This window comes from Sphingobium quisquiliarum P25, assembly GCF_000445065.1.
In the GTDB taxonomy this organism is placed as follows: domain Bacteria; phylum Pseudomonadota; class Alphaproteobacteria; order Sphingomonadales; family Sphingomonadaceae; genus Sphingobium; species Sphingobium quisquiliarum.
This window is the reverse complement of record NZ_ATHO01000135.1, coordinates 1-21,749: the sequence shown is the minus strand read 5'-3', so window position 1 is coordinate 21,749 and position 21,749 is coordinate 1. Positions and strand designations below refer to the sequence as shown.

Annotated in this window: 18 protein-coding genes and 3 tRNA genes; 7 read left to right on the top strand and 14 right to left on the bottom strand. The window is 64.8% G+C overall.

All coding sequences use genetic code 11. The features are described 5' to 3' along the window. Positions 1-30 precede the first annotated feature (30 nt). The 3 genes from L288_RS36320 to L288_RS36310 form a co-directional block, all read right to left on the bottom strand. Positions 31-1,215 (bottom strand): MFS transporter, encoded by a 1,185-nt coding sequence (locus tag L288_RS36320; protein ID WP_021239090.1) that lies wholly within the window; start codon positions 1,213-1,215, stop codon positions 31-33. 115 nt (positions 1,216-1,330) lie between these two features. Beyond that, the gene (locus tag L288_RS36315; protein ID WP_030540473.1) at positions 1,331-1,999 is read right to left on the bottom strand and encodes a L,D-transpeptidase family protein; all 669 of its coding nucleotides are present in this window, start codon (positions 1,997-1,999) and stop codon (positions 1,331-1,333) included. A 78-nt stretch (positions 2,000-2,077) separates the two neighbouring features. Further along, positions 2,078-4,345 carry an NADP-dependent malic enzyme gene (locus L288_RS36310; protein WP_021239088.1) on the bottom strand — a complete coding sequence of 756 codons (2,268 nt, stop codon included), beginning with the start codon at positions 4,343-4,345 and terminating at the stop codon, positions 2,078-2,080. Positions 4,346-4,491: 146 nt separating this feature from the next. Between L288_RS36310 and alaS the strand changes: the two genes are divergently transcribed. Further along, positions 4,492-7,146, top strand: a complete 2,655-nt coding sequence (gene alaS, locus L288_RS36305; RefSeq protein WP_021239087.1) for an alanine--tRNA ligase — start codon at positions 4,492-4,494, stop codon at positions 7,144-7,146. Positions 7,147-7,212: 66 nt separating this feature from the next. Here alaS and L288_RS36300 read toward each other — a convergent pair whose 3' ends face one another. The 8 genes from L288_RS36300 to aroA all read right to left on the bottom strand — a co-directional run bounded on the left by L288_RS36300 (position 7,213) and on the right by aroA (position 15,090). After that, positions 7,213-8,244, bottom strand: a complete 1,032-nt coding sequence (locus L288_RS36300) for a nucleoside hydrolase (RefSeq protein WP_021239086.1) — start codon at positions 8,242-8,244, stop codon at positions 7,213-7,215. A gap of 282 nt (positions 8,245-8,526) precedes the next feature. Beyond that, on the bottom strand, positions 8,527-10,311 hold the full coding sequence (locus tag L288_RS36295; RefSeq protein WP_021239085.1) for a cation:proton antiporter domain-containing protein: 1,785 nt from the start codon (positions 10,309-10,311) through the stop codon (positions 8,527-8,529). A 76-nt stretch (positions 10,312-10,387) separates the two neighbouring features. Further along, positions 10,388-10,473 (bottom strand) — tRNA-Leu (locus L288_RS36290). Between the two features lie 35 nt (positions 10,474-10,508). Then, the gene (locus tag L288_RS36285) at positions 10,509-10,814 is read right to left on the bottom strand and encodes an integration host factor subunit beta (protein WP_021239084.1); all 306 of its coding nucleotides are present in this window, start codon (positions 10,812-10,814) and stop codon (positions 10,509-10,511) included. 164 nt (positions 10,815-10,978) lie between these two features. Then, complete coding sequence (gene rpsA / locus L288_RS36280; protein ID WP_021239083.1) at positions 10,979-12,691, bottom strand: 30S ribosomal protein S1; 1,713 nt, start codon at positions 12,689-12,691, stop codon at positions 10,979-10,981. Between the two features lie 169 nt (positions 12,692-12,860). Next, a complete protein-coding gene (gene cmk / locus L288_RS36275) occupies positions 12,861-13,496 on the bottom strand; it encodes a (d)CMP kinase (RefSeq protein WP_021239082.1) in 636 nt (211 codons plus the stop codon). Beyond that, positions 13,493-13,744, bottom strand: coding sequence for a CBU_0592 family membrane protein (locus L288_RS36270; RefSeq protein ID WP_021239081.1), 252 nt, complete (start codon positions 13,742-13,744; stop codon positions 13,493-13,495). The genes cmk and L288_RS36270 overlap by 4 nt, the downstream gene beginning before the upstream one ends. Next, positions 13,741-15,090, bottom strand: a complete 1,350-nt coding sequence (gene aroA, locus L288_RS36265; protein WP_041208492.1) for a 3-phosphoshikimate 1-carboxyvinyltransferase — start codon at positions 15,088-15,090, stop codon at positions 13,741-13,743. Before aroA ends, L288_RS36270 begins: the two co-directional genes overlap by 4 nt. 146 nt (positions 15,091-15,236) lie before the next feature. Between aroA and L288_RS36260 the strand changes: the two genes are divergently transcribed. The 4 genes from L288_RS36260 (at position 15,237) to L288_RS36245 (ending at position 17,027) form a co-directional block, all read left to right on the top strand. Then, positions 15,237-15,575 (top strand): TIGR02300 family protein, encoded by a 339-nt coding sequence (locus tag L288_RS36260; RefSeq protein WP_021239078.1) that lies wholly within the window; start codon positions 15,237-15,239, stop codon positions 15,573-15,575. A gap of 88 nt (positions 15,576-15,663) precedes the next feature. Further along, a tRNA-Ala gene (locus tag L288_RS36255) sits at positions 15,664-15,739 on the top strand. A gap of 194 nt (positions 15,740-15,933) precedes the next feature. Next, positions 15,934-16,009, top strand: a tRNA-Ala gene (locus L288_RS36250). A gap of 496 nt (positions 16,010-16,505) precedes the next feature. Further along, on the top strand, positions 16,506-17,027 hold the full coding sequence (locus L288_RS36245) for a DUF1993 domain-containing protein (protein WP_021239077.1): 522 nt from the start codon (positions 16,506-16,508) through the stop codon (positions 17,025-17,027). A 15-nt stretch (positions 17,028-17,042) separates the two neighbouring features. Here L288_RS36245 and L288_RS36240 read toward each other — a convergent pair whose 3' ends face one another. Further along, positions 17,043-19,319 carry an ATP-dependent helicase gene (locus tag L288_RS36240; RefSeq protein WP_031304643.1) on the bottom strand — a complete coding sequence of 759 codons (2,277 nt, stop codon included), beginning with the start codon at positions 19,317-19,319 and terminating at the stop codon, positions 17,043-17,045. A 103-nt stretch (positions 19,320-19,422) separates the two neighbouring features. On the opposite strand from L288_RS36240, the gene L288_RS36235 reads away from it, so the two are divergent. After that, positions 19,423-19,818, top strand: coding sequence for a GFA family protein (locus L288_RS36235; RefSeq protein WP_021239075.1), 396 nt, complete (start codon positions 19,423-19,425; stop codon positions 19,816-19,818). Between the two features lie 129 nt (positions 19,819-19,947). Further along, a complete protein-coding gene (locus L288_RS44140; protein WP_021239074.1) occupies positions 19,948-20,391 on the top strand; it encodes a hypothetical protein in 444 nt (147 codons plus the stop codon). A 91-nt stretch (positions 20,392-20,482) separates the two neighbouring features. Here the strand turns inward: L288_RS44140 and rsmD are convergent, their stop codons facing one another. Both rsmD and L288_RS36220 read right to left on the bottom strand, forming a co-directional pair. Continuing rightward, positions 20,483-21,022: a 16S rRNA (guanine(966)-N(2))-methyltransferase RsmD gene (rsmD, locus tag L288_RS36225; RefSeq protein ID WP_021239073.1), complete on the bottom strand. Its 540-nt coding sequence runs from the start codon at positions 21,020-21,022 to the stop codon at positions 20,483-20,485. 39 nt (positions 21,023-21,061) lie between these two features. Then, a partial coding sequence (locus L288_RS36220; RefSeq protein WP_021239072.1) for a pseudouridine synthase occupies positions 21,062-21,749 on the bottom strand: 688 nt, incomplete at its 5' end.

Sequence of the window (21,749 nt, the reverse complement as noted above, 5' to 3'; positions counted from 1 at the left end):
CGGGCTGAGCCTCCTTCTGCCAGACCAGGCTCAGGCAGCAGCCAGCCTCCGGTCGCGCTGCTGCAAGGACAGCGCGGCAAGGAACACCGCCAACCCGCCCAGCGCGAGCAGGCTGCCGATCCATCCGGTTGACGTCAGCCCATAGCCATGCGCGATCGCCAGCCCGCCCAGCCACGGACCCAGCGCATTGGCGATGTTGAAGGCGCTGTGATGCGCCGCCGCCGCCAATGTCTGCGCATCCCCGGCAACGTCCATCAGCCGCGTCTGCAATACCGTGCCCAGGCCGCCGCTGCTGCCGATCAGGAACATGACGATGCCAAGCGTCCAGATATTGCCAGCCGCAAATGGGAACAGGGCCAGCGTCCCCGCGCTCCACAGCAACACGATAATGGCCGTGCGGCTCTGCGCGCGGTCGGCGGCCCAGGCGGCGACAAGGTTGCCGATGGTCATGCCGATGCCGAAAATGGCCAGCACCACAGGCACCCAGCGTTCGGACACATGGGTCACCGTCAACATGGTCGACGCGACATAGGTATAGACGGCGAACAACCCGCCAAATCCGATCGCTCCGGTCAGCAGCGTCAGCAGCACCTGCCGGTCACGCAGAGCGCCGAGCTCCCGCATCGGACTGGCCTTGCTGTTCCCCTTGTCGCGCGGCGCATAGGCGGCGACCAGCACCGCTGTCAGCAGCGCCAGCACCGCCACCACGCCAAATCCCCACCGCCATCCCAGCGTCTGCCCCATCCAGTTGGCGGCAGGCACGCCGATGACGGTGGCGATCGTCAGCCCCGACATCACCTGCGCCACGGCCTGAGCGCGGCGGCCGGGCGGGACCAGCCCCGCCGCGACCAGCGCCGCGACTCCGAAATAGGCGCCATGGGGCAGGCCGCTCAAGAAACGGAACAGCAGCATCAGCGGGTAGGTGGAGGAAAGGGCGCTAAGTCCGTTGCCGATCGCGAAAGTGGCCATCAGCCCGATCAGCAGCGTCCGCCGGGGCAGGCGCGCGCCCAGCACGGCGATGACCGGCGCGCCCGTCACCACGCCCAGCGCATAGGCGCTGATCGCATGGCCGGCGGCTGGCGCGCTGATCCCCAGGTCGGACGCGAAGAAGGGCAACAGGCTCATCGCCGCGAATTCGGTCGTGCCGATCGCAAAGGCTCCCACCGCCAGCGCGAAGATGACAAGCGCCGGGTGAACGGGTCTCGCCTCTGCCATCACTCACTCCATGCTGCATCGCAAAATCGAAGGCGTGCAGATGCTATCGCGCGTCCCTCCGGTCAAGGGGCGGGGGAAGATGACATTATTGCAGTTGCCGGGCCGCAGCCCGCAATCAGCGCGCGCCCGCAGCGCCGCTGACGTTCAGCATCTTGCCATTGGTGATGACGACCAGATCGCCGAGCTTCGCGACATTGAACAGCTTGCGGGCAAAGGGCGTCGGCACGCCGATGCAGCCATGGGTGGCGCTGCCCCAGCGCACGTCGCTGCCATGAATCGCGACGCCATCATTGGTGAGCCGCAGCATATAGGGCATGGGCGCGTCATAGAGGTTCGACACATGGTCCGCATCCTTCTCCGTAATGGGGAAGGCGCCCAGCGGACTGGGCTTGTCGTCCGCGCCGTAAAGGATGACGGCGGCGCCGATTTCATGCCCCGCACGGAATACCGAAAGGGTCTGCGCCTTGAGGTCGACGGTGATGATCACCCGCCCGGCCGCAGGGGCGCGGCTTTCGTCCCAGACATAATCGCCGTGGCGGAACGGCCCCTCGATCGGCAAGATGCTCTTGACCGCAAGGGCGTGCGGGTCGACCGCCAGCGGCTGCGCGCGCGAACGCTCGACCGGAGCGGCCCCTGCTGCGGCGGGCTTTGAAGGCGCGGCGCTCGCCTGCTCCACCTTCGGGCGCGGCTCCAGATCGCGGCCGCGCTCCATATAGGTGGTCACGAGCAGCAAAACCGCGCTCGCTGCCAGTCCAACAGCCAGCTTCGGGCCCGCAAGCCGCATCAGGGCCGTGATCAATCGCACTATGCTCTTCCCGTTACCTGTCTTCCGGCACAAGGCTCTGCCGGAAAAAGGTTAAGGTCAGCCTTCCCGGTCGACCTCCGCCGCGGCGATCGCCGTCAGGTTCAATATGCCTCTGGCGGTGACGCCGGGCGTCAGCACATGGATGGGTTGCGCCAGGCCCATCAGCATCGGGCCGACCGTGGGCGAACTGGACGATGCCGACAGCGCCGTCAGCGTGATATTCGCCGAATCGAGATTGGGCATGACCAGCAGGTTCGCTGGCCCCTCAAAGCGGGAATCGGGGATCAGCCGCTCGCGCAAGGGCTGGCTCAGCGCCGCGTCGGCATGCATTTCGCCATCGACTTTCAGGTCGGGCGCGGCGGCCCGCACCATCTGCAAGGCGGATCGCATCTTGCGCGCGCTGGGGCTGTGCGACGCGCCGAAATTGGAATGCGACAGCAGGGCGACGCGCGGCGTCAGGCCGAAATGCTTGAGTTCCGTCGCGCCCAATATCGCCATTTCCGCGATCTGCTCCGGCGTCGGGTCGGGCACCATATGCGTGTCGGTGATGAACAGCGCGCCGGGATCGAGGATCAGGCCCGACAGCGCATAGACGCGGCTCAGCCCCGGCCTGCGATCAACGATGCGCAGCACATGCTCCACCTGGCCCCAATATTCGCTGTTCCCGCCTACGATCGCCGCATCGACCCGCCCGGTCCGCAGCAGCATCGCCGCCGTCACGGTCGGGCGGCGATAGACGTGGCGGACGACTTCGGCGGCGGGCACCCCCTTGCGCGCCGCGATGGCGCGATAGGCCTCCACCAGCTCGCCCATGACGAGGTGGTCGGTTTCGGGATCGATCACTTCGACATCGCGGTCCAGCTCAAGCCTGAGGCCCAGCGCAGGCAGCTTTTCGTTCAGGATGCGCCGCCGCGCCACGATGACCGGGCGCACAATGCCTTCGTCCAGCCCGTCCTGGATCGCGCGCAGCACGCGCTCATCCTCGCCCTCGCCATAGGCGATCCGGCGGCAGGTGCCGCGCGCCGCTTCGAACACGGGCAGCATAAGCTGGGCCGACCGTGTATTCTGCTGCGCCAGCGAGCGCCGGTACGCCTCGATATCCAGCGTGCGCTTGGCGACCCCGCTGTCCATCGCCGCCTTCGCCACGGCGGGCGCGATCTCCGCGATCAGGCGCGGGTCGAACGGGGTTGGGATGATATAGTCCGGCCCGAACACCAGCTTGCGCCCGCCATAGGCCTGCGCCACGCTGTCATGCGCGGGCAGGCGGGCCAGGCCAGCGATCGCCTCTGCGGCGGCGGCCTTCATCGCCTCGTTGATCTCGGTTGCCCGCGCGTCCAGCGCGCCCCGGAAGATATAGGGGAAGCACAGGACGTTGTTCACCTGATTGGGATAGTCCGACCGCCCCGTGGCGATGATCGCATCGGGGCGCGCGGCTCGCGCCGCCTCCGGCCGGATTTCCGGCTCCGGGTTGGCGAGCGCGAAGATCAGCGGACTGTCCGCCAGCAGCGGCAGCCATTCCGGCTTCAGCACGCCCGGCGCCGACAGGCCCAGGAAGATGTTCGCGCCCGGCAGCACGTCCGGCAAGGTCCGCGCATTGGTCGTCCGGGCATAGCGCGCCATGTTGGGCAGCATGCCGGTGCGCCCGGAATGGATCACCCCATCCTTGTCGGTCAGCGTCACATTTTCGACCCGCAGCCCCATCGACACCAGCAGGTCGACGCAGGCCAGCGCCGCCGCCCCGGCGCCTGACGTCACCAGCCGCGCTTCCTCCAGGCTTTTTCCTTGCAGCACCAGCGCATTGCGTACCGCCGCCGCGACGACGATGGCCGTTCCATGCTGGTCGTCGTGGAAGATAGGGATATTCATCCGCTTCTTCAACTCCGCCTCTATGGCGAAGCATTCGGGCGCCTTGATATCCTCCAGGTTGATGCCGCCAAAGCTCGGCTCCAGCAGCGAAACCGCTTCGATGAATTTTTCCGGGTCGGTCGTGTCGACCTCGATATCGAAAACGTCGATATCGGCGAATTTCTTGAAGAGGACGGCCTTGCCCTCCATCACCGGCTTGGACGCCAGCGCCCCGATGGAACCCAGCCCCAGCACCGCCGTGCCGTTGGAAATCACCGCGACCAGATTGCCGCGCGCGGTATAGTCCATCGCTTTGTCGGGGTCTTGCGCGATTTCCAGGCAAGGCGCGGCCACGCCCGGAGAATAGGCCAGCGCCAGGTCGCGCTGGTTGACCATGCGCTTGGTCGGCTCGATACGCAGCTTGCCCGGTTGAGGCAGGCGGTGATAATCCAGGGCGGCGCGGCGTGTATTCTCATCCATGGGCGGGGATTAGAACCCATTCACCGCCGGGGCAATGGCAAGCATCATCAAAGGCCGCGCCCGCCTGTCCCGATTGCGAACCCGCCTGACGCCTGCGATGAAAAGCCCCGCTTGTGCGCCGGGGCGCTTCCAACTAAATCGCCCCCATGACATCGACAAACGACATTCGCCGCTCCTTCCTCGACTATTTCGGGGCGAACGGCCACACCATCGTTCCTTCAGCGCCGCTGGTGCCGCATAACGACCCGACGCTGATGTTCGTCAATGCGGGCATGGTGCCGTTCAAGAATGTCTTCACCGGCCTTGAAAAGCGCCCCTTCAGCCGCGCGACCAGCAGCCAGAAGTCGGTCCGCGCGGGCGGCAAGCATAACGATCTCGACAATGTCGGCTACACCGCGCGCCACCATACCTTCTTCGAAATGCTGGGAAATTTCAGCTTCGGCGACTATTTCAAGGAACAGGCGATCACCCATGCCTGGACCCTGCTGACGAAGGAATGGGGCCTGCCGCCTGAAAAGCTGACGGCGACGGTCTACCACACCGACGATGAAGCGTTCGACCTGTGGAAGAAGATCGCGGGCCTGCCCGAACAACGCATCATCCGCATTCCGACGAAGGATAATTTCTGGGCGATGGGCGACAGCGGCCCCTGCGGTCCCTGCTCTGAAATCTTCTACGACCATGGCGATCACATCTGGGGCGGCCCGCCGGGAAGCCCGGAAGAAGATGGCGATCGTTTCGTCGAGATCTGGAACCTCGTCTTCATGCAATATGAGCAGGAAGCCAATGAGATCGTCGGCGAACTACCCAAGCCCAGCATCGACACCGGCATGGGGCTGGAGCGCATCGCCGCCGTGCTGCAAGGCGTCCATGACAATTATGATACGGACACCTTCAAGGCGCTGATCGAGGAATCGGGCGCCCTGACCAAAACCGCCACCGATGGCGAGTTCAAGGCCAGCCACCGCGTCATCGCCGATCACCTGCGCTCCACCAGCTTCCTGATCGCGGACGGCGTTCTGCCCGCGAATGAAGGCCGCGGTTATGTCCTGCGCCGCATCATGCGCCGCGCCATGCGCCACGCGCACATCATCGGCGCGAAGGAGCCGTTGATGCACCGGCTGGTCGGCAGCCTCGTTTCCGAAATGGGCGGCGCCTATCAGGAACTGGTCCGCGCCCAGCCGCTGATCGAGGAAACGCTGCTGCGCGAGGAAACCCGCTTCCGCCAGACGCTGGAAAAGGGCTTGAAGCTGCTCGATGAAGCCACGGTGGACCTTCCCGAAGGCGGCACGCTGCCCGGCGAGACGGCGTTCAAGCTCTACGACACTTATGGCTTCCCCTATGACCTGACCGAAGACGCGCTGCGCTCGCGCGGCCTTGGCGTCGATCGCGAAGGCTTCGATCAGGCGATGGCGGAGCAGAAGGCCGCCGCGCGCGCCGCGTGGAAGGGTTCGGGCGAAAAGGCGTCGGACGAAATCTGGTTCGACATCGCCGAAACCACCGGCAGCACGGAATTCATCGGCTACAGCGGGACCGAAGGCGAAGGCGAAGTGCTCGCGCTCGTCAGGAATGGCGCGCGCGTCGATGCGGCGGGCGCGGGCGATGAAGTCATCATCATCACCAACCAGACGCCCTTCTACGGTGAAAGCGGCGGCCAGATGGGCGATGCGGGCACCATCACCTCGCAATCCGGCTTGGTCGCTGATGTGGAGGATACGTCAAAGCCGCTCGGCCGTCTCCACGCCCACCGGGCCCGGATCGGCACGGGCAGCATCAAGGTCGGCGACACCGTGCATCTGTCGGTCGATACCGACCGCCGCGACCGCATCCGCGCCAACCACAGCGCCACCCACCTGCTGCATGCGGCGCTGCGCAACACGCTGGGCGCGCATGTCACGCAAAAGGGCAGCCTGGTCGCGCCGGATCGCCTGCGCTTCGACTTCTCCCATCCCGAAGCGCTGACCCACAGCCAGATCGCCGCGATCGAAAGCCAGGTCAATGAACAGGTCCGCCATAATGAAGAGGTGACGACCCGGCTGATGACCCCGGATGACGCGATCGCCGCCGGGGCCATGGCCTTGTTCGGCGAGAAATATGGCGATGAAGTGCGCGTGCTTTCCATGGGCAAGGGCGACGCCAACAGCTATTCGGTCGAACTGTGCGGCGGCACGCATGTTCGCGCGACCGGCGACATCGCGATCTTCAAGATTATCTCCGAAAGCGCCGTCTCGTCCGGCGTCCGCCGGATAGAGGCGCTGACCGGCGAAGCCGCGCGCCTGTGGCTCACCGATCGCGAAGACCGGCTGCGCCAGTCCGCCGCCGCGCTCAAGACGACGCCGGAGGAAGTGCCCGCGCGCATCGCCGCGCTGGTGGAGCAGAGCCGCAAGCTCGAACGCGAACTGGCCGAAGCCAAAAAGGCGCTGGCGCTGGGCGGCGGGGGCGGCGCTCAAGCGGCTGGTCCCGAAAAGGTCGGCAATATCGATTTTATCGGTCAGGTGATTGAAGGGCTGGACCCCAAGGAACTGCGCGGCCTGGTCGATCAGAACAAGGCGGCGCTAGGCAGCGGCGTTTCCGCCGTGCTCGCTGTCGTGGATGGCCGCGCCAGCATCGCCGTGGGCGTGACCGATGATCTGGTTGGCGCGATCAGCGCTGTCGACCTCGTCCGCGCGGGCGTGGAAGCGCTGGGTGGAAAGGGCGGCGGCGGCCGTCCCGACATGGCCCAGGGCGGCGGTCCCGAAGGCGGCAAGGCCAGCGCCGCGATCGAAGCGGTCAAGGCCGCCCTCGCCAGCGTCCCGGCCTGAGATTTGGAAACCACCCCTCCCGCAATCGGGAGGGGCCGGGGGAGGGCATCGCCAGCCGGATGATGCCTATCCCGCCGCCGGGTAATGAATCCGCAGCTTGGCGAAAAGATCGTTGAACATCATGCGGTTATCAATCGACTTGAAGATGCGGATCTTCCGTCCTTCATTGCGGACGGTGAATGTCCCGTCGCTGTTCAGGGCCGGCGCGATCACCTCTTCCGACGCGCTTGATCCATGCCGCTCATAACGGAAGGGCCGCGCCTGGGCGCTCGGCGGCCAGTCCGCCAGCGATGTCAGCAGGACCAGGGGATTGTCCCCCATCGTCCAGGTCTCTCCCATGTTGAGGATGTTGCGATACTGCGCAGGTGCGTCGACGACCTTCTGGTATAGCCACGCTCCGATCCGGCCATGCGGCGCGACGAATGCCTGCAACTCGCTGGCCGATACAAGGCAGGTCGCATAGGCCGACCGCGGAACCTGCCAGATGGGCACGGCCGATTGGTTGAACACATATTGCGCCGCAAGCCGGTCGATGTTGAAATTATACTCGCCGGTGCCGCCTTCGGGATAGGAATCGCCGCCAATCCACACCAGCGTGAAGCGATTGGCGATGGATGGCTCAAGAAGCAGCGCGCTCGCGACCTCCGTCAATCCGCCGCCCACGGCGACGAACAATGGTAGGTCCGTGTCGGTGCGCTTGGCCTCATCAATGATCGCCTGCGTGCCCGGCGAGCGAACCGGCACAGTGGGCTCAGCCATCTTCCTGGCCGCTCCGGCATGGACCTTGACCTTCCCGGCCAGATTCATGAGTTCCAGAACTTCTTCCGCCATATCCACGGCCTTTGCCGCGCTTTCGCCGGGGTTGCCCGTCCCGGTGGCGACAATCCCGCGCAACTCGGATGTGGGGGTAAGGATGGCGTGGACCAGCGCGTAAAGTCCGTCAAGATCACCGGCAAGGTCATTGACGAACAGCAGACGCGATCGCGGGCCCGCAGCAGGGCTGAACGGTTTTGCCAATGAAGCAGCGGCCGTCTCAGCACCGCCCGGCGAAGCGATCGCCCCCGAACAGGCGCCCGCCGCGATAACGGCCTTGATCACATCTCTCCGGTCTATTTTCAAATTATCCTCCAATTCCCTTGATATCCAGCGCCCCGCCTATCCCCAATCCTCCCCATCAACGATGGGGAGGGGACCATCGGCACAGCCGATGGTGGAGGGGAAAAGACGCAACCTCCCCAAAATTCCCCTGTCCTACAGGCCCCGCCTTGCGCTAAGCCACACCCCGCTCTTTGACCTGTAGGAAAATCGGAAGGAAATGGCGGTTTTCCGCGCGTCTGTCGTGTAACCTATGTCACCCAAATCCTATCGGTGGAAGGGGAGTCAGGGCACTTCATCCGACCGCAGCCGCCGCAGCTTGGGCGCTATTTCCATCTGTGCCGCATCCTTGATGCCCATGCGCAGATCCTCCCGCGTCTGGTGGATCGACGCGATCACCGGCCCCATTGCGACGCCCAGGTCGACCAGCGCGGTCTCGGCCAGTTGTAGCGAGCTTTCCAGCGTTTCGGGCACCGCATCGCTGGCTCCCGCCTGATAAAGTTGAGCGGCATGCCCCGTATCGCGGGCCCGCGCGATGATCGGCAGGTCAGGCACCCAGCCGCGAACACGCTTGGTAACGCGAACCGACAGCACCGGGTCGTCCATGGTCAGGATCAGCGCCCGCGCATGGCCCAGGCGCAGCCTGTCCAGCATCTCCGTCCGGGAAACGTCGCCGAACAGGATGGGATAGCCGTTGCGGCGCGCTTCCGCGACCACGTCGGGGTCCGACTCAACGACGATGAAGCGCTGATTGTGGAGGCGCAACAGGTCGCACACCATATGCCCGACGCGGCCAAAGCCGATTACGACTGCCGCCGCCTCCGTGCTTTCCTCTTCATAGTCGGGCCGTTCTTCGCCCAAGGCCATCTCCAGGCGGCGGGCGATGTCATGGCCGATCCTCGCGAGCAAGGGCGTGATGGTAAGGCCGATCGCTGTCACGATCTGCCAGAAAGCCGCCGTCGATGGCAGGATCAGCTTCGCCGCAGCCGCCGCGGACAGGACGATCAGGGTGGTTTCGGACGGGCTGGACATCAGCACGCCGACTTCCAGCGCGACGCCCCTGCGCGCCCCGGAAAGATACAGCAATGCGGCCGTCACCAGCGTCTTGGCAAGCACGACCCCCAGCACGGCTAGGACAAGCGCAGGCCAGTTGGCCAGGATCACGCGAACGTCCAGGCTCATCCCCACGGTGATCAGGAAGACCCCCAGCGCGAGGCCCTTGAACGGCGCGGTCATGACCTCGACCTCGCCATGATAATCGGTCTCGGCGATCAACAGCCCGGCCAGCAGCGCGCCGACGATCGGCGACAGGCCCGCAAGCGATGTCGCCAGGCTGGACACGATGACGACCAGCAGACTCGCCGCCAGGAAGACTTCGGGGCTTTTCGTCCGCGCCGCCTGACGAAAGATGTGCGGCAGGAACAGGCGGCCAAGAACGAGCATGACGCCGATCGTCAGGCCGCCCTTGAGCAAAGTGCCCGCAAGCTGCGACCATGCGCCATCGGGACTTGCCGCGACCGAAGGAGCAAGCGCGCCGAGCATGAAGATGATGGGGACCAGCGCCAGATCTTCGAACAGCAGCATGGAAAAGGCCGCTCGCCCGACCGCGCTCTGCGTACCCACCATGGGAAGCACCACGGCGGTCGAAGACAAGGCCAGCGCGAGGCCCAGGCCAAATGCCCCCGCTGGCGGCTGCCCCAGCAGATAAAGGCCGCCCGCGATCAGCATGGCGCCGCCGATCAACTCGGCCGCGCCCACGCCGAACACCTGGGCCCGCATCGTCCATAGGCGCCGGAAACTCAGCTCCAGGCCGATGGAGAACAGCAGCAATATGACGCCAAGTTCGGCAAAGGGTTCTATCGCCGCCCGGTTCGAGATCGTGACATGGTAGAGCCAGGGATATTCGCTGACGAGCGATCCAAGGCCCGCTGGTCCCACCGCCAGCCCGACGAGGATGAAGCCGATGACCGGGCTGATGCGAAATCGGGCAAAGCCGGGAATGACCAGCCCAGCGGCGCCCAAGATGACCAGGGAATCGCTGAAGCTTTGAGGATTGATTGCACCGGCCATGCCGCATAATTGCGGGAAGGCAGCGGAATATCCAGCTTTATGGAAGGGCGGGCGCTGCTGATGCCGCCTTTAACCCTGGTGCGGACGGCGGGACTTGAACCCGCATTCCCAGGGGGAGGCGGATTTTAAGTCCGCTGCGTCTACCGATTTCGCCACGTCCGCGTGGGCCTATCCCCTGACGCCTGCGCGCCTGAACGTCAAGGACGCGGCGAAGATGAACCCGCCTTGCCATTCAGCCGCTCGCGCATTTCCTTGCCGGGCTTGAAATAGGGCACGCGCTTGGCCGAAACCGGCACCTGTTCCCCCGTGCGCGGATTGCGCCCCGTCCGCGCATCCCGCGCGCGCGTGGTAAAGGCTCCGAAACCGCGCAATTCCACCCGGCCGCCACTCGACAGCCGGTCAACGATTTCCTTGAAAAAAAGATCAACGATCCTCTCGACCTCAGGCAAGCCAAGATCTGGATTTTCTTCCGCCAGCGTCTGAATCAATTCTGAACGTATCATTGGTCCTCCAGCTCCCCCTTCTGGTTCCCACTTGACTCATAGAGAATACGCAAACCCATGACAATTGGCCATTATCGGTAGTCATTTCTTATTTTGGGATAGAAAAAAGGCCCGCCGGAACCGAGTTCCGGCGAGCCTATTACTTTTGTTATAGAGAGAGGCTTTTAACCTTCGCTCTTGGCCTTCAGCGCTTCGCCAAGGATGTCGCCCAGCGACGCGCCGCTGTCCGACGAGCCGTACTGAGCCACGGCCTGCTTCTCTTCGGCGATCTGCATCGCCTTGACCGAGAAGGTCGGCTTCTTGGCGCGGTCGAAACCGGTGACCATGGCGTCGAACTTCTGGCCAACCTGGAAGCGTTCCGGGCGCTGCTCGTCGCGGTCGCGGCCAAGGTCGCTGCGCTTGATGAAGCCCGCAGCGCCGTCTTCGCCAGCCTGGACTTCCAGGCCGCCGTCGCGGACTTCCAGAACCGTCACGGTGACGATCGAGTTCTTGGTCAGGCCAGCGGCCGCAGCAGCGGTGCCGCCAGCGGCCGGGCCGCCACGCTCAAGCTGCTTCATGCCAAGGCTGATGCGCTCCTTCTCGACGTCGATGTCGAGAACAACGGCCTGAACCGTCTCGCCCTTGCGGTGCAGAGCCAGCGCGTCTTCGCCCGAAATGCCCCAGGCGATGTCCGACATATGGACCATGCCGTCCACATCGCCGTCCAGGCCGATGAACAGGCCGAACTCGGTGGCATTCTTGACTTCGCCCTCGACGGTCGAACCGATCGGGTGACGTTCGGCAAAGCTGTCCCAGGGATTGTTCTGGGCCTGCTTGAGGCCGAGCGAGATGCGGCGCTTGTCGGGATCGACTTCCAGGACGATGACGTCGACTTCCTGGCTGGTCGAAACGATCTTGCCGGGGTGAACGTTCTTCTTGGTCCAGGACATTTCCGAAACGTGGACCAGGCCCTCGATGCCCGGCTCCAGTTCGACGAACGCACCATATTCGGTGATGTTCGTGACGCGGCCCGACAGCTTCGCGCCGACCGGATACTTGGCGGCGGCGCCTTCCCACGGATCGCTTTCCAGCTGCTTCATGCCAAGGCTGATGCGCTGGGTGTCGCGGTTGATGCGAATGATCTGGACACGGACAGTGTCGCCGATGTTGATCATCTCGTTCGGGTGGTTGATGCGCTTGTAGCTGAGGTCGGTGACGTGCAGCAGGCCGTCGATGCCGCCCAGATCAACGAACGCACCGTAATCGGTGATGTTCTTGACAACGCCTTCGATGATCTGGCCCTCGGCCAGGGTCTGGATGAGGCCCGAGCGCTGTTCGGCGCGGGTTTCTTCCAGGATGGCGCGGCGCGACACGACGATGTTGCCGCGGCGGCGATCCATCTTGAGAATCTGGAAGGGCTGCGGAATGTCCATCAGCGGGGTGACGTCGCGCACGGGGCGGATGTCGACCTGGCTGCCGGGCAGGAACGCCACGGCGCCGTCGAGGTCGACAGTGAAGCCGCCCTTCACGCGGCCGAAGATGACGCCTTCGACGCGGGCATTTTCGGTGAATTCGGATTCCAGCTTGTCCCAGGCGGCTTCGCGGCGAGCGCGGTCGCGCGACAGCATGGCTTCGCCATGGGCGTTTTCGACGCGGTCGACATAGACTTCGACTTCATCGCCGACCTTGAGGTCAGCCTTCTGACCGGGAGCGGCGAATTCGCGCAGCGGCACGCGGCCTTCCGACTTCAGGCCGACGTCGATCAGCGCCATGTCGTTTTCGATGCCGGTTACGGTGCCCTTTACGACGCGGCCTTCGAAGCCGCCATCCTCGCCACCGAGAGATTCATTGAGAAGCGCGGCGAAATCGTCGCGCGAGGGGAATGCCGTAGAGGCCATGTAAGTTTCCTTCACTCGTCATTGCTGGCCTACCGGTTGTCTCCGGTGGTCTTTCAGGCCAAACCGCCCGCGCGGCCGGATACCGCGCGAACATCCGTTCGGCTATGACGAGCGACGCCCTGCGGATAAGCGAAAAGGGCGCCTGGGAATCCCAAGCGCCGTCATCGCGTCAGGCGTTTCGCCGACGTTCCAACTGGGCGTCCACCAGTGCAATGGCCTGCTGGACGGCAGCGTCTATAGTCAAATTGCTGGTGTCGAGCAAGTCCGCTCCATCGGCCATTCGCAACGGCGCATGATCCCGGCTCATGTCGCGCGTGTCGCGCGCCTGGATATCGGCGATGAGGCTGTCCATGTCGGGATGCCCGCCATGGGCAACGCCGTCATCATAGCGGCGCTGCGCCCGCACATGGACGCTGGCCGTGACGAAGATCTTGGCGTCGGCGTCCGGGACGATGACCGTCGCGATGTCGCGCCCATCCAGGATCGCGCCGCCGGGCTGTGCGGCGAAATCCCGCTGCCGCTGAACCAGGGCCTGGCGGACGCTTGGGTGGACGGAGACGCGCGATGCGAGCGACCCTACCGCTTCGGTGCGCAGGGCAGGATCGGAAAGGATCGCCTTATCGAAGTTGCAAGCCGCCAGCGCATCCGCTTCCCGATCGGGATCGCCGCTGGCCTTGAGCACGGAAAGGCCCACGGCGCGATACAAAAGGCCGGTATCCAGGCAGGGCAGGCCGTAATGATCGGCCAGAGCGCGCGCGATCGTGCCCTTGCCTGACGCTGCCGGACCGTCGACGGCGATGATCATTGTGCTTTGCCTTTCATGAGCGCCTTGCCGAGGCTGACCAGCGCGATCAGCGCCCAGACGATCTCAAGCGCCATGGACGCAATGTTGAAGTGGACGGTGAGCGACCCGATCAGCAGCAATGCACCCACCAGGTTCAAGAGGTTGAACAGCACGAAATTCAGCGTGCGCGCCATATTGCTGTAAGCATAAGCCGCGACCATCAACCCGCAGCCGGTCAGGCCGATGATATTGGCAAGGTCGAATGTCACTCGATCGCTCCGAGTGACCGGAGCAGGGCGGTGAAACCGGGGAAGCTGGTCGCGACGGGACGCATGTCATCCACGGTCAGCCCGCCGGTGGTGGCGAGGCCAGCGACGGCGAAGCTCATTGCTATGCGATGATCGAGCGAGGCCGCTATCACCGGCGGAGACTTGCCGCCGGGCAGAGGAGCGCCGCCGGTCCCTTCGATGATCAGGCCGTCTTCCATTTCCTCGATCCGCGCGCCGATCTGGGCGAGACCGCGCGCCATCAGCGCCAGCCGGTCCGATTCCTTGACCCTCAACTCATCGAGGCCGCTGGTTCGGGTGGTGCCTTGGGCGAAGGACGCGGCGACGAAGAAGATCGGGAATTCGTCGATCATGCTGGGCGCAACATCCGGCGGCACGTCGATGCCGGTCAGCTGGCTGTGCCGGGCGGTGATGTCGGCGACCGGCTCTCCTCCCACTTCGCGGTGATTGGACAGGCTGAGATCCGCGCCCATCGCCTGGAGAATGCCGAACAGGCCCGCCCTTGTCGGGTTCATGCCGACATTGGTGACGGTGACCTCCGAACCGGGAGTGATGAGCGCGGCGACGATCGGGAAGGCGGCGGAGGAGGGGTCGCCCGGCACGGTGATCGCCTGCGGACGAAGTTCAGCCTCTCCCGTCAGGCTGATGATGCGCGTGCCGTCGGATTGGACCTCCACATCCAGCGTCGCGCCAAAGCCCTTGAGCATCCGTTCGCTATGGTCGCGGGTGGGAATGGGTTCCACTACGCGGGTGATTCCCGGCGCGTTCAGGCCGGCGAGCAATATCGCCGACTTGACCTGTGCCGACGCGACGGGAAGGCGGTAATCGAGCGGCACGGCCGGGCAGGCGCCCCGCATGGTGAGCGGCAGCCGGTCCCCGGGGCTGGTCATGAAGCTGGCGCCCATGCGGGAAAGCGGTTCGGTGACTCGCGCCATCGGGCGCTTGCTGAGAGAGGCGTCGCCGGTGAAGGTCGCGGTGATGCCGTGGCTGGCGATCAGGCCCATGAGCAGGCGGGTGGAGGTTCCGCTATTCCCCATGTCGAGCGCGGTCTGCGGCTGAAGAAGGCCGCCCACGCCCACCCCGTTGATGTGCCAGATGCCATCCTCGTCGCGCCTGATGTCCGCGCCCATGGCCCGCATGGCGGCTGCGGTCGCCAGCACATCTTCCCCTTCCAGCAGGCCTTCCACCCGGCTTTCGCCCACCGCGAGGGCCGACAGCATGAGCGATCGGTGGGAAATGCTCTTGTCGCCCGGCACGGTGACGCTTCCCGACAGGGGCGGCGCTGGGGTGAAGGTCATCGGGGCGGGCTGGTCTGAAGAGGCGGTCACGCGGGAATCCGTTGCGAAAGCTGAAAAATTGCGCCCGGCTTTTGACAGCGCGGTTCCGCTATGGCAAGGCGCGCCACGCTTCGCGGACGACGTTGTCGTGCCGCGTGATTTCTGTTTGAGCACTCGCGAGAAGGACAAGGCCGGACATGGTCAAGGCTGAATGGGGTACGAAGCGTACCTGCCCGAAATGCGCCACGCGCTTCTACGACCTGGGCAAGGACGACCCGGTGACCTGCATCAATTGCAACACCGCATGGGAGCCCGAGCCCGTCCTCAAGTCCAAGCAGCCGCTGCCTTATGAGGAAGCGCCCAAGAAGGTCATCGAGACGGCCGATGGCGAGCTTGAGACGGCTGACGACGATCTGGACCTGGATCTGGACGTGGATGACGATGGCGATTCGCCGGACAATGACGTCGATCTGGGCGGCGACGACGATCTGGGCGTCGACGCTGGCGGCAATGACGGTGACGACATCGACAATTAAGCGAATTTAGCACTTGCAATGGGGGGTGCCGCGGCATAATGGCAGCGCCTCCAAAGCGCCGGACCCAAACGGCGCTGAGACTGGAAACGGGGCCTTAGCTCAGCTGGGAGAGCGCCTGCATGGCATGCAGGAGGTCAGCGGTTCGATCCCGCTAGGCTCCACCAGTTTTTCGGATTGAGAATGTCCAGAGGGCATTTTCCCGGAAAACGTCCTGGCCCGGACGAGGGGCGTGGAGAGCCCGAAAACGGCTTTGCTTCATGTCCTGACCGCCAAGCCAGGGGCGTCCAGATATTCGGCCGATGGCATCATGCCGGACATGGCCTGATCCATTAGGATGCGGCATTGTTCGCATTATGATGGGGCCTTAGCTCAGCTGGGAGAGCGCCTGCATGGCATGCAGGAGGTCAGCGGTTCGATCCCGCTAGGCTCCACCAAATCTTCCGATAAAGATGATTTTCGGTGTCAGCGCCTGAGGCCGTTCGGGCTTTGCCGCTGTCTCTGTCACCTACCGTTGAACGGAGAGCCTTGGTCCTTGCCGGATCGAGGCTTTTGCTGTTCCCGGCCGGTTTGCCGCCTGTAGGATTTGGGTGACATAGGTGACACGACACAGGCGCGGAAATGCTGGGTTTTGGCCGGGTGGTTCCAACAGATTATGTTAAAGGTTCAAAGAGCGGCGTGGAGCCTAGCCTGATAATGGGGCTGTAGGACAGCGGAAAATTCGGAACGCCTTTTCGCGTTGATGGCGGATGAGAGCGCCGGCGTAGCTGCTAATATGGCGTGACCTGCGCTTTTCCCCTCTACCAGCCTTTGGCCGGTCGCCCTCCCTACCTGTGATGGTGAGGTTTTATTGTGCGATTGCGGGCGGGCTTTGGATGGGCCACCATGTTGCGGCAATATGTTTCGCGCCACCGCGACAAAGGAGCAGGAAGCATGATGACGCTGTATGACGCGTTCGTACCGGGATGTGTCCAGATTTTGGGATCGGTTCTGGGGCTGATCGAAAAGGCGAAGGCGCATTGCGATGAGCAGTCAATCCCGCACGAAAAGCTGATCGATGCGAGGCTTGCGCCCGATATGTTCGGTTTCGCCTATCAGGTGAAGAGTTGCGCGGTGCATTCGGCCGGAGCGATCGAGGGCGTGCGCAACGGGCATTTCTCCCCCGACATGACGCAGCCGCCCGGCAGTTTCGAGGGGCTGACCGCGAAGATCACCGCAGCGCTGGATGCACTCAGGGCGTTGAACGCCGATGAGATCGAGCCCCTGAGCGGCAAGCAGATTATCTTCACCATTGGAGACAAGTTCTGCATGGAATTTACCGGCAAGGATTTCCTGACGAGCTTTTCCCAGCCCAACTTCTATTTCCACGCCACTACCGCCTACAACATCCTGCGGATGAGCGGGGTTGCGATCGGCAAGCGGGATTATCTGGGGGCCGTGCGCGTGGTGCCGTAGGCGGATCGAAGCGCCTCAGGCAGGCTGGACGAAACTGTCCATCACGCGCTTGCGGCCCGCCGTTTCGAAGTCGATCTCCAGCTTGTTGCCTTCGATTTCCGCCACGGTGCCATAGCCGAACTTCTGGTGGAAGACGCGCAGGCCGACGCTCATGTCGTCACGGCCCTTGTTGCCGAGGGACACGGCCGACGCGCGGGCTTCCACGATGCGGACGGGCTCCCTGACGAACTGGCCGCTTTGCTGGGCGCGCTGCCAGCCGGGGCCACGGCCGCTTCCGCGCTGAACATTGGCGAAGGGGTCGGCGCGTTCGGACCAGTTGGCGCGCCACAGGGACGCGCCGCCCGCCATGCTGCTTTCCTCCTCCACATGCTCAGGCGGCAATTCACCGACGAAACGCGAGGGGATGGAACTGGTCCACTGGCCGTAAATCCGCCGGTTTGCGGCATGCAGGACGATGCAGCGCCGCCGGGCACGGGTGAGCGCCACATAGGCGAGGCGGCGTTCTTCCTCCAGGCTGTTGAGGCCGCCTTCGTCGAGCGCGCGCTGGGACGGAAAGAGCCCTTCTTCCCATCCGGCGAGGAATACGGTGTCGAACTCCAGCCCCTTGGCGGCGTGGATGGTCATGATCGTGACCTTGCGCTCGTCCGCCTGCGCTTCATTGTCCATGACCAGCGAAACATGCTCAAGGAACGCGCCCAGCGTTTCATATTCTTCCATGGCGCGGGCAAGTTCGCTCAGATTTTCCAGCCTGCCAGCGCTTTCCGCCGTGCGTTCGGCCTGGAGCATGGCGGTATAGCCGCTTTCGTCCAGTATCTGACGGGCCAGTTCCGCATGGGGAAGCTGCGCCGCGCGATCGCGCCAGCGGGCGAGATCACCGATGAAAGCGCCCAGCGAACGGCGGGCCTGCGGGGTCAACTCGTCCGTGTCGAGGATGCGCGCGGCCGCCAGGGTCAGCGGAACCCCCTCCGCCCGCGCGAGGCGGTGCAGCTTTTCCACGGCCTTGTCGCCCAGGCCGCGCTTGGGCACGTTGACGATGCGTTCGAAGGCCAGATCGTCGGCGGGCTGGTTGACAAGGCGGAGATAGGCGAGCGCGTCGCGGATTTCCGCGCGTTCGTAGAAGCGGAAACCGCCGACGATGCGGTAGGACAGGCCGATCTGGATGAAGCGGTCTTCGAACTCGCGGGTCTGGTGCTGGGCGCGGACCAGAATGGCGACTTCGTCCAGCGACTGGCCCGCGCGCTCGATCGATTCGATCTCGTCGCCGACGCGGCGTGCTTCTTCCGGCCCGTCCCACACGCCGATGACGCGGACCTTTTCCCCGGCGTCGATGTCGGTCCACAGCGTCTTGCCAAGGCGATTGCCGTTTTCTGCGATGACGCCGGACGCCGCGCCCAATATGTGCGGGGTGGACCGGTAATTCTGTTCCAGGCGGACGATCTTCGCGCCGGGGAAATCCTTTTCGAAGCGCAGGATGTTGGCGACCTCCGCTCCACGCCAGCTATAGATGGACTGGTCGTCGTCGCCCACGCAGCAGATATTCTTGCGCTGCTGCGCGAGCAGGCGGAGCCAGAGATACTGGCTGCTGTTCGTGTCCTGATATTCGTCGACCATGATGTAGCGAAAGCGCTGCTGATAGCTTTCCAGCACGTCGCGATGACGTTTCAGGATGGTCAGCACATGCAGCAGCAGGTCGCCGAAATCGCAGGCGTTCACGTCGCGCAGCCGCGCCTGATAGGCGGCATAAAGCTTTTGCCCGCGCCCATTGGCATAGGCTTCGCTGTCGGCCGCGCCGATCTCGTCAGGCGTGAGGCCCTTGTTCTTCCACTGGTCGATCAGGCCGCCAAGCTGGCGCGCGGGCCAGCGCTTCTCGTCAATCCCCTCCGCCTGGATAAGCTGCTTCATCAGCCGTAGCTGATCATCGGTGTCGAGGATGGTGAAGTTGGATTGCAGCCCCACCAGTTCGGCATGGCGGCGCAGCATCCTGGCGGCGATCGCGTGGAAGGTGCCAAGCCACGGCATGCCTTCCACCGCCGGGCCGATCATGCGGCCGACACGCTCCCGCATTTCCCGCGCGGCCTTGTTGGTGAAGGTCACGGCCAGGATTTCGGACGGATAGGCGCGCCGTGTGGCGACAAGGTGGGCAAGCCGGGCCGTCAGCGCCGCCGTCTTCCCCGTGCCCGCGCCCGCGAGGACCAGCACGGGGCCTTCGGTCGTCAGGACGGCCTCCCGCTGAGGGGCGTTCAGCCCCTGGAGATAGGGAGGGTCGTCAGGCGAGGGGGCGGGCAAGGTCATGAACGACAACTAGGTAGCGCAAAGGACGGGAGCAAGGCCAGGCCGCCTTGCGGTGATGCCCGATCTATGAGAACAAAAGGCGAATCATGCAAGGAGAAAGCTCATGGCGGCAGGACGATGCCAGTGCGGCAGCATCAGCTATGACGTGGAAGGGGATCCGGTTTACAGCGCGCTGTGCCATTGCGCGGATTGCCGCCGCAGCGCCGGAGCGCCGATGGTGGGCTGGGCGCTGTTCCCTGAGGACAAGCTGCGCGTGAACGGCACGCCCGCGACCTATGCCTCATCCGAAAATGTCACCCGGCATTTTTGCGGGACCTGCGGTTCGGGCCTGTTCTATTCCAACGCGGTGACCTTTCCGGGCATGGTAGACATACAGACGGCGACGCTGGACGATCCTTCGGCCTTTCCGCCTTCGATCCATGTCCAGTGGGCCGAGGCCGCGCCGTGGATGGCGCAGGCGCACGGCCTGCCCAAGTTCGACCGCTACCCTGAAGGTTGAGCAGCAGGAACATTCATCTGGCGGCGCGTTCGCCACGGTTCGTCGCCGTGTCAGGAACGCGCGGCTTGGGCATCCGGTTTTCCACCAGCCCGACCGGGGTAAGGGTGAAGAATAAGGAAAGGAAGCCCGATGAGATCGATCATGCTTGCAGGCGCGGCGATGCTGGCGTTCACGACCGGCGCGGTTGCCATTGCCCAGGATACGAGTGGAACCATGTCCCAGCCGCCAGAGGCTGGCGCGACTCCGGCAGAGCCCGCGACCCCTGCAACTCCCGCCGACCCCGGCGTCAGCCCGGCCACGCCCGCGACTCCGGCGACGCCTTCGACAGGGGCAGACCCCAACGCTTCGCAGCCCACAGGCGCGGTGCCGCCGAGCAGCGGCATGGCGCCTGCTCCGGCAGGGGTGCCGCAGGACCCGTCCGCTCCGGTAGGCAGCTCCGCCAATCCGGTGACGGTCGGCGGCAACATGACCCCGCCGCCTGCGGGAGGAAAGGATTATCCGGTGTGCAGCAGGACCGTTCAGGACAGCTGCATCAACCCGGGTGAGGCCCGCAAGACGCGCAAGCGCCGCTGATCATCGCAGCGGGGCCGGACAGCGCCGCGCGTGAGCGGGTGAAAGCTGTCCGGTCCCGCGCGGGCTTTGCCGGATGCCGGGGCGTTTGCCTCTAGTCGGAGGCGCGCAGCAGGGTCAGCCTGGCCTTGCCGACGTCGCGCACGGCATCGGCGGTAAAGCCCTTCACCTCGACATCTTCGCGGCGGTCGGTCTCGATGCTGACCCATGTCGCGGGCCCTGTCCATCCGAGGCGGCTGAGCTTGTCGAGCGCCACCGCGCCCGCGCCGCTATGATAGGGCGGGTCCATGAAGATGAGGTCGAGCGGCCGGGGCGCCGGACCCAGCGACATGACGCTGCCCTGGCGAATGTCCGGACGGACGCCGAGGCGGTCGCCATTGGCGCGGATCGCGTCGAGCGCCGCGCGGTCCTGCTCCACGAAGAGGCAGGTGGCGGCGCCGCGCGAAAGGGCTTCGAAGCCGAGCGCGCCCGAGCCTGCGAAGAAATCGCCGACGACCAGCCCGTCAAACGCGCCGATTCGGCTCAGCAGCATGGAAAACAGCGTTTCGCGAGTGCGGTCGGCTGTCGGACGGGTGGCGTCACCCTTTGGCGCTACAAGCGGACGGCCGCGCCATTGGCCTGCGATGATTCTCATGATCGGGCTCGCTATTTCTGCGCCGGCGGGGACATGGGGTCAGACGTCAGCCTTGGCGTGTTTCAGGCTTTTGCGGAAGAGGATGAGGTCGTGCTGCCGCACTTCCTCGACCGCGCCCGACGCCAGTTCGCCCAGGTGAAAGGGGCCGTAGCTGGTGCGGATGAGGCGGCTGACTTGCAGCCCCAAATGTTCGAGCACGCGGCGCACTTCGCGATTCTTGCCCTCCGTCAGGGTCATTTCGATCCATTGGTTGCGGCCAGTGCGGCGTTCCAGATTGGCTTCGATCCGGCCGTAGCGCACGCCGTCTATTTCGATGCCGTCGAACAGGTCCTCCAGCTGCGCCTGGCTGATGTCGCCGAAGGCACGGGCGCGGTAGGTGCGGGGCACGCCAGTGGCGGGCAGCTCCATCTGCCGCTTGAATTCGCCATCGGTGGTGAGCAGCAGCAGCCCTTCGGTGGTCATGTCGAGGCGGCCGATCGGCATCAGGCGGGGCAGATCGGCGGGCAGGCGGTCGTAGATGGTCGGGCGGCCGCGCGGGTCGCGCTCCGTCGTCAGATAGCCCGATGGCTTATGGAACAGGAAGAGGCGGGCTGGGGCGGGCTGCGCGACGGGGTTGCCGTCGACGGCGACGCCGTGCAGCGAGGCGAGCAGGGTCGCTGGCGTCGTCACTATCTCCCCATTCAGGGTGACCCGGCCGTCCTCGATCATGCGTTCGATCTCGCGGCGG

Coding starts and splice junctions, on each gene's coding strand:
- L288_RS36320 (WP_021239090.1), bottom strand. CDS start 1,215: ATGGCAGAGGCGAGACCCGTTCACCCGGCGCTTGTCATCTTCGCGCTG.
- L288_RS36315 (WP_030540473.1), bottom strand. CDS start 1,999: ATGCGGCTTGCGGGCCCGAAGCTGGCTGTTGGACTGGCAGCGAGCGCG.
- L288_RS36310 (WP_021239088.1), bottom strand. CDS start 4,345: ATGGATGAGAATACACGCCGCGCCGCCCTGGATTATCACCGCCTGCCT.
- alaS (WP_021239087.1), top strand. CDS start 4,492: ATGACATCGACAAACGACATTCGCCGCTCCTTCCTCGACTATTTCGGG.
- L288_RS36295 (WP_021239085.1), bottom strand. CDS start 10,311: ATGGCCGGTGCAATCAATCCTCAAAGCTTCAGCGATTCCCTGGTCATC.
- L288_RS36285 (WP_021239084.1), bottom strand. CDS start 10,814: ATGATACGTTCAGAATTGATTCAGACGCTGGCGGAAGAAAATCCAGAT.
- rpsA (WP_021239083.1), bottom strand. CDS start 12,691: ATGGCCTCTACGGCATTCCCCTCGCGCGACGATTTCGCCGCGCTTCTC.
- cmk (WP_021239082.1), bottom strand. CDS start 13,496: ATGATCATCGCCGTCGACGGTCCGGCAGCGTCAGGCAAGGGCACGATC.
- L288_RS36260 (WP_021239078.1), top strand. CDS start 15,237: ATGGTCAAGGCTGAATGGGGTACGAAGCGTACCTGCCCGAAATGCGCC.
- L288_RS36245 (WP_021239077.1), top strand. CDS start 16,506: ATGATGACGCTGTATGACGCGTTCGTACCGGGATGTGTCCAGATTTTG.
- L288_RS36240 (WP_031304643.1), bottom strand. CDS start 19,319: ATGACCTTGCCCGCCCCCTCGCCTGACGACCCTCCCTATCTCCAGGGG.
- L288_RS36235 (WP_021239075.1), top strand. CDS start 19,423: ATGGCGGCAGGACGATGCCAGTGCGGCAGCATCAGCTATGACGTGGAA.
- L288_RS44140 (WP_021239074.1), top strand. CDS start 19,948: ATGAGATCGATCATGCTTGCAGGCGCGGCGATGCTGGCGTTCACGACC.
- rsmD (WP_021239073.1), bottom strand. CDS start 21,022: ATGAGAATCATCGCAGGCCAATGGCGCGGCCGTCCGCTTGTAGCGCCA.